General features: G+C 37.7%; 12 protein-coding genes. 6 read left to right on the forward strand and 6 right to left on the reverse strand.

Features of this window, described 5'->3' with window-relative positions; translation table 11 throughout:
* Positions 1-35 precede the first annotated feature (35 nt).
* From KIH41_RS17180 to KIH41_RS17200, 5 genes are read left to right on the forward strand one after another with little or no spacing between them, the layout of a single operon-like run.
* Entirely contained in the window at positions 36-920 is an 885-nt protein-coding gene (locus KIH41_RS17180; RefSeq protein WP_214163207.1) for a DUF4238 domain-containing protein, read from the forward strand.
* Positions 921-938: 18 nt separating this feature from the next.
* Positions 939-1,208, forward strand: coding sequence for a hypothetical protein (locus KIH41_RS17185; RefSeq protein WP_214163208.1), 270 nt, complete (start codon positions 939-941; stop codon positions 1,206-1,208).
* Positions 1,205-1,663, forward strand: a complete 459-nt coding sequence (locus KIH41_RS17190; RefSeq protein WP_214163209.1) for a hypothetical protein — start codon at positions 1,205-1,207, stop codon at positions 1,661-1,663. Before KIH41_RS17185 ends, KIH41_RS17190 begins: the two co-directional genes overlap by 4 nt.
* 2 nt (positions 1,664-1,665) lie before the next feature.
* On the forward strand, positions 1,666-2,361 hold the full coding sequence (locus tag KIH41_RS17195; protein WP_214163210.1) for a hypothetical protein: 696 nt from the start codon (positions 1,666-1,668) through the stop codon (positions 2,359-2,361).
* A gap of 8 nt (positions 2,362-2,369) precedes the next feature.
* On the forward strand, positions 2,370-3,128 hold the full coding sequence (locus KIH41_RS17200) for a hypothetical protein (protein WP_214163211.1): 759 nt from the start codon (positions 2,370-2,372) through the stop codon (positions 3,126-3,128).
* Here KIH41_RS17200 and KIH41_RS17205 read toward each other — a convergent pair.
* Complete coding sequence (locus tag KIH41_RS17205) at positions 3,125-3,625, reverse strand: DUF6557 family protein (protein ID WP_214163212.1); 501 nt, start codon at positions 3,623-3,625, stop codon at positions 3,125-3,127. The genes KIH41_RS17200 and KIH41_RS17205 overlap by 4 nt on opposite strands.
* Positions 3,626-3,627: 2 nt before the next feature.
* Positions 3,628-4,821: a hypothetical protein gene (locus KIH41_RS17210; protein ID WP_214163213.1), complete on the reverse strand. Its 1,194-nt coding sequence runs from the start codon at positions 4,819-4,821 to the stop codon at positions 3,628-3,630.
* Positions 4,822-4,989: 168 nt separating this feature from the next.
* On the opposite strand from KIH41_RS17210, the gene KIH41_RS17215 reads away from it, so the two are divergent.
* A complete protein-coding gene (locus KIH41_RS17215) occupies positions 4,990-5,289 on the forward strand; it encodes a hypothetical protein (RefSeq protein ID WP_214163214.1) in 300 nt (99 codons plus the stop codon).
* A gap of 153 nt (positions 5,290-5,442) precedes the next feature.
* Here KIH41_RS17215 and KIH41_RS17220 read toward each other — a convergent pair whose 3' ends face one another.
* Genes KIH41_RS17220 through KIH41_RS17235 form a run of 4 tightly spaced genes read right to left on the reverse strand, consistent with a single transcriptional unit; the run spans position 5,443 to position 8,228 of the window.
* Positions 5,443-6,303 carry a DUF5712 family protein gene (locus KIH41_RS17220; RefSeq protein WP_262897975.1) on the reverse strand — a complete coding sequence of 287 codons (861 nt, stop codon included), beginning with the start codon at positions 6,301-6,303 and terminating at the stop codon, positions 5,443-5,445.
* A 3-nt stretch (positions 6,304-6,306) separates the two neighbouring features.
* The gene (locus KIH41_RS17225; RefSeq protein WP_214163216.1) at positions 6,307-6,873 is read right to left on the reverse strand and encodes a hypothetical protein; all 567 of its coding nucleotides are present in this window, start codon (positions 6,871-6,873) and stop codon (positions 6,307-6,309) included.
* Positions 6,836-7,246: a hypothetical protein gene (locus tag KIH41_RS17230; RefSeq protein ID WP_214163217.1), complete on the reverse strand. Its 411-nt coding sequence runs from the start codon at positions 7,244-7,246 to the stop codon at positions 6,836-6,838. The genes KIH41_RS17225 and KIH41_RS17230 overlap by 38 nt, the downstream gene beginning before the upstream one ends.
* A complete protein-coding gene (locus tag KIH41_RS17235; RefSeq protein ID WP_317194971.1) occupies positions 7,233-8,228 on the reverse strand; it encodes a DUF3987 domain-containing protein in 996 nt (331 codons plus the stop codon). The genes KIH41_RS17230 and KIH41_RS17235 overlap by 14 nt, the downstream gene beginning before the upstream one ends.
* Positions 8,229-8,267: the final 39 nt, after the last annotated feature.

Genomic DNA, 8,267 nt, shown 5'->3' on the forward strand with positions numbered 1-8,267 from the left:
TTTCGGACCTTCAATTTGCATTTAAATACTAAAAAATGTCAAAGTCGGTAAGGCATCATTTTGTTCCTCAATTTTACTTGAGAAATTTTTTATCAGAAAGAAGTGGTAGTTTCTTTGTTTATGATAAAAAGGGTAAAGGGAATAAAATTTCGGTAAAGAGTCCAAAACAAGTTTGCTATGAAAATCACAGGAACAGTTTTTTTGGAAAAGAAAACATTCCTGTACCATTTTTGGAGGAAAAAACATATACAATATTTGATCGGAAACATTCAGAATCGATTAATTTTTTGGCTAAAACAAATGACTTTGAAGAAATTTGGACTAAAAATAATGTCGAGAATATTGAGTTTTTTATTTCTTTGTTGCACTGGAGGTTACCATCTTCTGATTCAAAATTGGACCATAAAATAAAAGTCGCTGAAAGAGTCGAAGATTTTGGCTTAACTATTTCAACTCGTAAATCACAGAAAATTATAAACGATTTATCATTTCATAAGGAAATATTACAAACTCGTGATTTTAGGACTGCAGTAAGAATAAATCTTGCAGTTAACACGTTTATGGAAGAATTTGAAAAACATAAATCATTAGAATGGAGATTGTTTGCATTACAAGGATATGGGAATTTTTTAACAACAGATAATCCGATGTTATTTAAGCTTTATCCACAAAAGGCTTCTGATTTAAGAAGTGAAGTTATTTTACCCATTTCTCAAAATAGAGCCTTAATTAGGATAGATGAAAACCATCCGTCTGTTTTTCCTAAACCTGCTTTTATAAATTTGATGTTAATAGATCAAGCAGAAAGATTTATCATTTCACCTAATAAATTATACCTTGAGGAATGTATTAAGGTGTATCATCAATTAAAAGAAAATGGGGAAATTGATAATTTAAAATCTAAATTGTGGAATTTTTAAATTGTTAGAAAATATAATATGGAACTTCAACTGAAACTAGTTTTTCATAAAAATTTGACTCAAGAGGAGCTTGAAAACTTTGTAGATGGTTTTATTGTCAAAATAGAAAGCCTTGGCTTATGGGCGGGGGGAGGATATAGCCCTTCCCATATCAACTATGTCCTTGACTGCTCGGACAGTGTCTTTGGTATTAGTGAAATCAAAAAGGATCTTTACGATTTTTTAAATGAAAGTAAAAAAGGAGTTTTTGAGTTTAACCTTGAGGAATTAAAAATTTCTGAATTATGAACCGTACTAACTTAAGAAAAGGGAATTTAATAAGGGGGCTTCTTTCCCCTGAAGCTTTTGAGGAACTGGATTCGGCTGTATTCTTATTAAGAGAAACTTACCAATTGGAATTTAAGATCCTGGAAATAAATAAAGACTTACTTATCGTAAGGTCAATTCAGGGGAAAGCCAAAACACTCCTTTCCCAAAAGCAAATGGCCACCATCACAAAGGACCTCTTCAGTAAATTTTTTCCTGATAAGGAAATCCAGCCAAGACCAATAACCTATCATGAACCTAAGGTAAATGAGGTCACGTCTTATTGGATTTCCAATAGAATTACCCAACAGGGCATCCCACTTAAGGAAATCAGTAAATTAACCGGAATAGGGAGGGAAGAGCTTAAGCATTGGGTTAGTGGAAGCCAGCCCATGAGTCAAGAAGTCAAAGCGATGTTTTATTTTATGTTGCGCTAGAAATGAACTGGATGGAGCAAGCGGATATTCCCTGCATCTCTTTTTATGATGAAGCCCATGCTTTAATTGGGGGCCAGTTTCGCTCTCATTATGCTGAGGAAATGAAAATCAACCCCAACCAATGGTATTATTGGGGTCCGGAGTATGACCTAGAGATTCCGATGGTGATGGTTAGCCAAGGCAAACTCATCAGGGTTAAAGCAGTGGAATTGGAGGATTATAGGCAGGTGATAGAAGTTACAGAATTGCGCACAATGAAAACACTTTTTGAAGGGGTCTTCAGGAGGAACCGTTATAGTGAGGTCACTCCGGAACTACAACGATTGGGAATAACCAGGCGCCTGGTTGAGCAGATACCGGTGGGCCATCAATTTTTTGGTGCAGTAGAATGGTGTATGTGTGGTGTGGAAGATTGCTTTAGGCGAGAAGCTTGGATCATCAGGTTTCAGGATGGCTTTGTTGTACCCTTTTGCTATAGAGTCGTAATGCCCTCAAGCTGGTTGGAGCACCGATTGGAAAAATGCGAACCAGATCACGGATTTAATATAGATTATGCCCATGAATTGGCAGAAGAAAAAGATTACGCTTATTTTGAAGAAAGGGACCTTGAATTTCCACTTCCGGCACTAATGCAAGGGTATAAAATTCCATCCAATCAAATAAACGCCTTCAACCTCGGAAATGATGGTTCTAACTAAATTTGGCTATGGATGATTTTGATTATGGATTTTTTAAAAGCCTGTTCTTTTCCGATTTGGATGGAATAAGAAAGCGCTCCCTAACAGATAGGGATTTATTCCTTACACTCCCCATTCCGGAAGGTTATGACCACTGGCAGAGGAGAGAAGTGACTGTATCAGCTTTCGAAATCCTGAAGATGAGTATAGATGCCTGGTATAGCTTAAGGGAAATGGAAGCCTTTCAATCGGTTAGTATTATCCCTTCCGAGTTTTACAACTCCTCAGTAAAATGCCTGGCTTACCTTGAGCAAAATTTTCCGGATCAAAGCATTGCTGAAGTGCCGTACGAGAAGTATTTACACTTTTGCTATACCCTAGGCGAGGAGGAGGAGTGGTACAGCCCATCAGAAGTTGTCCAATTAGTGGATGATGGTTTTAGAAAAATTGATATAGAGCTAATCAACGCCGGAGCCAAAAGGAATGTAAAAAAAGTCATACAACTTCTAAATCTAGGCGCCAACCCTATGGTGGATCCAGAGGAGAAAACCAATGACAGCGAAATCATAGATCATCTTGCCAAGGATGAAAGTAATGCTTTTGTGCACTATCTATTTTGTCTAAAATCACATAACAAAGACAAGGAGTACGGAAATCCTGAAAAAGCCTATGGCGTGTTAGCTCAACCCTATGGCGTGTTAGCTCACCTGTACAAGGTGGCCAGTTCTGCAAAACTTTTGAGGGTAATTGAGGAATTTGGGATTGTAGATCCAACCGGAAACTCCTAATCTAACCCATCAAGGAGGTCTTTCAGTGATAATGATGTTCCCTTAATGTCCCCCTGTTTTATCTTCTTCACTGTCTCCTCCATTTGGGAAAACTTCTGCTGGATGGTATGCTCATCAAAGCCAGCAAAAGTCATTTCATAAATAGCATGACTAATTATTTCCAGCTCGGTAAAATCTAATATGGTAAATGGGTGGATCTCCATTGCCAGCCATTCCTTCCAAGGCAGGAATTCTAAGGAATAGCTTTTTTCAGTTTCAGGGGAACTAGATTGGGTTTCTTTATAGCCCACTACTTCAACTAAATCAGTTCCGTTATCCTCTTCTGGCCCAATTTTAATAATCAGTTTGAGGTCTGAGGAAGTGGGTTTCGTTCCTTTTAGTTTTTGATAAACCAACTCATAAGCTTTCAGGCTCTTTATTTGATCCGGATAAAGTTTTTGAAAACTAGGGCTAACTTTACTCCATGGGTAATTTTGGATTATTTCATGTACTTTCATATTTATTCATCTAATTTGTCTCCATTTTGGCTGCGGCTGTCTTTTATTTTTTCTAGGCTTGGGACAGTGTTAAAACCTGCCTCAGGTAAATTCAACACGCCTTCCAAAAAGTACTTGCTCATTATGGACTGTTGGCAATTAAAATCCCTCCGGAAGGGTTTTAAAGTATATTTGTTGATTATTGCCTTTTCAGCAAAGCTTTGAATATTACCAATTAAGGAATTCACTGCCCTGTAATTTGGTGTTCCCTTTTCCCTTTGCCACCTCAGAACATAGTTGGATGAGGAATAAATTATATTATATATTTGTCCCACGCTGAATTTCCTCACCAGATCACTGAAGACTGTTAAAGTTTTCTCTCCAACCCTTGCCTTGCCAAACAATCTCTCAATGGTCACCCAATAATAGTCAATGCATTCATGAACCGCTAGCTCCTGCCAAAGCAAAAGAGCATTCTCAAGCTCATCTTCTGTGGGTTTTATAGGTATTAGAATTTGTTGGATAAGTTTATCCGTAGCTAAACTTCGGCTTTTTATACAGAGGTTATATCTGCAATAATCCTCAAACAGAATATCCTCTTTTGCCTCTAAGTCTAATATCATGAGCCCATTATCATCCGTGTGGTGAGAAACTTCCAAAAAATTGTGGTTTTGGAGAAAGGAAAAATATTGTTCTTCCAAGATTTTGGTAGGTGTGAACTTTGTCAGAAAATCATTCAGCGGCTTTATCTCCCTAAAATTCTCCAACATACCCTCTCGGATATAGGCCCCCAAAATTATTTTCTCCTTATAGGACAAGTCCTCATACACAGGATAATTTACAGGGTCAATGGTGTATTTGTTTTTGATGTATTCTGCCCTAAGTTTCTTTTCCTCTTCTCTTATCCTGAAGCGGTGTAACTCACAATGGGTACAGGGACAGTTTTCGCTTTCAATATGGTGGCAGTTGGGACAGTAGGCTTTCTTAGGTTCGCTTCTGTATTGGAACTCTGATTTTGTCAACCTTTTCCGATAAAGTCCAGTGGAACAATGTGGGCATGGCCTTCCAACATCTTCAGGAGGGAAGTGCTTTTTTAATGAGGAAGGGGAAACTTCAAGATTGAATTCTTCAATCAAATCCATAGCCTTTTCTGTATAATATCGGTTAATCAGGTCTTCGATCTGGTCCTTGTTAAGATGTTCAAATATGTTTTTCATTATTAACTATCGTTTTATGGCGCGAAAGAAAGCAGAAATGCCATATCTCTGCAATTTAATGACAGTAATTGACTGGCTATTTTTTTTATTTCAGAATTTTTGGTGTTGGAACAAATTAATTTTTTAATTTAATGAAATTTTTAAAGACTCTAATCCTTAAGCTTTTACATGGAAAACGTTTCAAAATCAGAATATCTTTCAGCCCTTGCTATAGTTGAAAGATACCACAAACAGCTTCATGCTCAAATTGACTTCCTTTCGTGCCATAAAACCCCTATTGAGGATTGGTTTGCCAACCTTCCGGAGGAGCCAAGCGGAAGGCTTAAAAACATCCTATTTCACAATCCCCCTTTTGAATATTTGGAGGATATCACCAAGTATCAATTTTTAAGGCAAAGGAATGCGGGAGAGGTTACCTGGACGGAATTTGAGAAATTGAAGAACATCAGTAGGGAAGTAAAGGAATAAGGTACTCCCCCTGCAGGGGGTTTTCCTATTTACTTACCTAACTACCTGCCTAACTATTATCCTAAATCCCTACTTAGGTATCTACCTAAATAGGGATTTAGAAAAGGTGGGATAAATTTGATTAGTGGATGGGCATATCATGGGGGCTTTTCTCTAACGCCCAATATCCCTTTTTTTCTTTTTCTTTCTAATCATCTCCTCTTCATCAAATTCATAAAATGAATCCTGGTTTATCGTTGGCAAGAGTAAGTTCCAAAGCATGGAAGGAGCCTCTGGAGAACTGTTATTTAAATCAGGAGTTTTAGTCACCGCCTCTTTTTCTTTTGCTTCGGCATCACGCTTATTTTCCAGCCAATCAGCCACTCTTTGTTTCCGTGCCTCATTTTGGAAATTAAAGGTATCTTCCACCTTCCGGCTGTAACCGGTCATTTGGTCAAAAAGTCCCTGAGACGCTTGGCGAAAGTTATTTCTATTAAATCCACCTTTAATCACTCCCTTCTTAGAGTTTATGTGGTTAGTTTCCGGTGAAAGCTTGTATCTCTGCTGAAGGTCTCTTCTGGAAATTATGACGTGGACATGATAATTAAGCCCCGGTTTTGGCTCTTTTGTTTTTTTATCATATCTGTTCTCCTCAAATTTCGCGAAATACATTAAATCCTCTCCCTGAAGTCCTTTCCTGAAATTTTCGGCATATTTGTTCATTAAATTCCTTGTATAAGCCATTAGGAATTTTTCCTCCTGCCCCTTAGATATGAACCTTAACTCTTTCTGAGATGGGCTGATATTTAAGAGAAAATATTTGGAGTCCTTTTTGCCTAACTTTCTTTTATTGGTGTCAATGCTCTTAATAACTTCTTCCACGGATACCTTGTCAGAGGAATGGGAAAAGAAATGTCTTTTCTCATTCTCTCCTTTTCCCTCGTTTTCCTTTTCAAGGTAAAAAGCAAGCTTCATACAAGATCCCTTATTGTCAGCTTTTGTACCGAACACGGTTGATCCAAAGGATACATTCATACATCATTTGTTTTTCGGGAACAGCTTCTTGGTAATTTCAATGGATTTTTTAAAGGAGTTCAAGAAATCGGATAAGGGAGCCACATAGGAATTCGGGATTACTCCAGTCTTACCCTGTAGAAAATTGGGATGCTCTTTCCTCATGAAGTTATATAATGCCAACTGGTCCTCATACAACTTCTTTATAAAATCAAAATATTCTTTGTTTCTTGTTCTAAGGTGTTCCACCCTCTGTGCCAAGGCACTATCCATACCCCCTTTAATCTGGGCAGTATCCCTTTTTACAGATTGATTGGTTTCGTTTTGTTGTGATATAAAGCTGTTCAGCTGTCTTTTAACCTCCTGATCATTCTCTAAGCTTTTAAATAATAGCTTCTCAAGATTGTTTAATTTTTCTGCTACCTGGTCTCTGAGAATGACCGAAGGGTTGATACCATTCTTATGGCAATATTTTATCATGTCCTCGACATACTTCTTTAGTGGAACATTAAAATTGTCAGCTAACTTTTTTGCCTTTTGGTGATGATCACCATCAATAAGAATGGATTTGTTTTTCACTAGATTTTCCATTTTCGATTAATTGAGATGTACAAATGAATATATTATTATAGTGGTATAGGGAGGAATATCCGAAGGTTGGTTTTTCAAAGAATGGGGCTTTGCCCCATTCCCACTTGCTCTTATATTCCTTCCTTTTTAGGACTTTAACCACCTTTAAGAGAAACACTATATTTGGACCTGCATTTATAGCCTCTTTAGAGCCCCCCTTTGCTGATGAACCCGCTATTGCCCACAATCTTTTCAGTGGAAAATGCATTGCTCTTGATTTTGCACTCCTTGCATCTTTCGTGCAGTAAATTGCCGTCGAAATCTGGCTTTCCACCCAGATTTCGACATCTCTGCAAAGACTGCAAAGACTGCATAAAAGATTATAGTTTTTCATAAAATCCGGGTTTAACAGAGGAAAATAACCGAGGATTATTTGAAATAAAGTAAAAGAAGGTTCTCTCAGATAAGCCTAAACTTTTTGCCATTTCTTTCCCTTCTACTGTCTTGAATTTTTTTGGCAGCTTATTGTACAAAGCCAACTGATATGGCTTGAGCCTTTCTAGTGGGTCTGTATTTATAAGATAGTCTAAGGCCTGTTCTGATTGCCTTCGAAAATATTCCGTCAGCTGAATAGCTTTAGAGGTAGTTTCTACAGAAATTGAATCAAGGTCACCTTCTCCAAAAACCCAAGAAATAAAATGAAGTATTAGACAAATCCGCTGTAGATGAATATCGAATTTGGAATATAGGGACGCTACGGCTTCATCTGCCTCATCTACAAGCCCCTTATTGTAAACATTAAGCCACTCCAGTATCAGTCGTTCTGCTTCAGGGGAAAAAGAAAAATTTATATTTGTATCCTTTTTCTCATTGCTATAGTTATAGACTTTTTTAATACTGCCTTCAAAAGTTTCAATAGCTTCCTGAATGTTTACGTTTTTATACTTGGCTTTCTCAGTATACTTTGGCCATACATAAAGGAATCGATCAAACAGCCCTGAACCGTTGGTGAAAACCAAATTCAAGGATCGCTCAAAAACCTTTGGTTGGGTTGTGCCAGCCAACATTAAAAAAGGATCTAGAATAGGAGCTGATTCTTTACTGACCCGATTCAGAATTACTGGATCCTGGCACCACATCTCAAGATAGTTTTCTAGGTCACTTCCTGCACGATATTTATTTAGATCACGGAAAAACCCGGCTATTTCATCCCTAATTTGGGCAACCCCCCTTGTATTTTTTGCTAGAGCAGCTCCAATTGCCTCTATCGTAGTATCCTTTAAGATAGATTGCATTCTTACCGGTGGCACCTTATGGCAATTTGCCCTTTCTTTAGAATCAAGTTCAAGCCATGCTTCGTAAGCTTCTTGGTCTATTGTCTATTACGGCGATGATGGGCCAGTGATTACGGAGCA

The organism is Litoribacter ruber (assembly GCF_018500185.1).
Taxonomy (GTDB): Bacteria; Bacteroidota; Bacteroidia; order Cytophagales; family Cyclobacteriaceae; genus Litoribacter; species Litoribacter ruber.

Excerpts from the sequence above, each read along its gene's own strand:
- KIH41_RS17180 (WP_214163207.1), top strand. The coding sequence starts at position 36 with ATGTCAAAGTCGGTAAGGCATCATTTTGTTCCTCAATTTTACTTGAGA.
- KIH41_RS17185 (WP_214163208.1), top strand. The coding sequence starts at position 939 with ATGGAACTTCAACTGAAACTAGTTTTTCATAAAAATTTGACTCAAGAG.
- KIH41_RS17190 (WP_214163209.1), top strand. The coding sequence starts at position 1,205 with ATGAACCGTACTAACTTAAGAAAAGGGAATTTAATAAGGGGGCTTCTT.
- KIH41_RS17195 (WP_214163210.1), top strand. The coding sequence starts at position 1,666 with ATGAACTGGATGGAGCAAGCGGATATTCCCTGCATCTCTTTTTATGAT.
- KIH41_RS17200 (WP_214163211.1), top strand. The coding sequence starts at position 2,370 with ATGGATGATTTTGATTATGGATTTTTTAAAAGCCTGTTCTTTTCCGAT.
- KIH41_RS17205 (WP_214163212.1), bottom strand. The coding sequence starts at position 3,625 with ATGAAAGTACATGAAATAATCCAAAATTACCCATGGAGTAAAGTTAGC.
- KIH41_RS17210 (WP_214163213.1), bottom strand. The coding sequence starts at position 4,821 with ATGAAAAACATATTTGAACATCTTAACAAGGACCAGATCGAAGACCTG.
- KIH41_RS17215 (WP_214163214.1), top strand. The coding sequence starts at position 4,990 with ATGGAAAACGTTTCAAAATCAGAATATCTTTCAGCCCTTGCTATAGTT.
- KIH41_RS17220 (WP_262897975.1), bottom strand. The coding sequence starts at position 6,303 with ATGAATGTATCCTTTGGATCAACCGTGTTCGGTACAAAAGCTGACAAT.
- KIH41_RS17225 (WP_214163216.1), bottom strand. The coding sequence starts at position 6,873 with ATGGAAAATCTAGTGAAAAACAAATCCATTCTTATTGATGGTGATCAT.
- KIH41_RS17230 (WP_214163217.1), bottom strand. The coding sequence starts at position 7,246 with ATGAAAAACTATAATCTTTTATGCAGTCTTTGCAGTCTTTGCAGAGAT.